2 pseudogenes are annotated in these 621 nt (G+C 69.6%); one reads left to right on the top strand and one right to left on the bottom strand.

The features are described from left to right. Window positions 1-387 (top strand): annotated as a pseudogene (locus tag A5706_RS21980) (hypothetical protein); the annotation flags it as partial. A 17-nt stretch (window positions 388-404) separates the two neighbouring features. On the opposite strand, the pseudogene A5706_RS21975 reads toward A5706_RS21980, so the two are convergent. Beyond that, window positions 405-621: pseudogene (locus tag A5706_RS21975) on the bottom strand (hypothetical protein); the annotation flags it as partial.

Below are 621 nucleotides of genomic sequence, written 5' to 3'. Positions count from 1 at the left end.
TGCGACGGGGCCGAAAACGTGCCGCTGGACCCCAACGCGCCGCAGGGCGCGTTCACCGCGGCGCGGGCCGCCAAGGCCGAGGAGGTGCAGATCTCGACGATCTCGTTCGGCACCAAGGGCGGGGAGATCGAGATGGACGGGCAGCGGGTCGCCGTCCCGGTGTCGACCGACCAGACGCTGCAGGAGATCACCAAGATCACCGACGGCCAGGCGTTCCACGCCGACAGCCTGGAATCGCTGGAGAGCGTCTATTCGACCCTGCAGCGCCAGATCGGCTATCAGACCGTCAAGGGCGACGCCAGCCTGGCCTGGATGCTGCTCGGCGCGGTGCTGCTGGCCGGCGCCGTCCTGGCCGGAGAGTTCCTGAACCGGCGGCTGCCCGCCTAAGCGGTCAGACGGCAGCGTCAGATCGGCAGGCGCCGGTTGATCAGCAGGCCCAGCGCCGCCGCGATCAGCGCGACGACGACGCCCAGGCGCAGCCAGCCGGCGCTGCCGGGGCCGGGCACCGTGCGGAACCCGATGTCGTTCTCGATGGCGTTGTAGCTCTTGTTCAGCTCGCTGATGTTGGTGGCGGTGTAGGACTGCCCGCCGGATAGCTGGGCGATCTTGCGCATCTGGTCG

Source organism: Mycobacterium sp. E796 (genome assembly GCF_001672815.1).
Taxonomy (GTDB): Bacteria; Actinomycetota; Actinomycetes; order Mycobacteriales; family Mycobacteriaceae; genus Mycobacterium.
The sequence above is the reverse complement of the archived record's forward strand: the minus strand, read 5'-3'. Positions and strand labels throughout refer to the sequence as shown.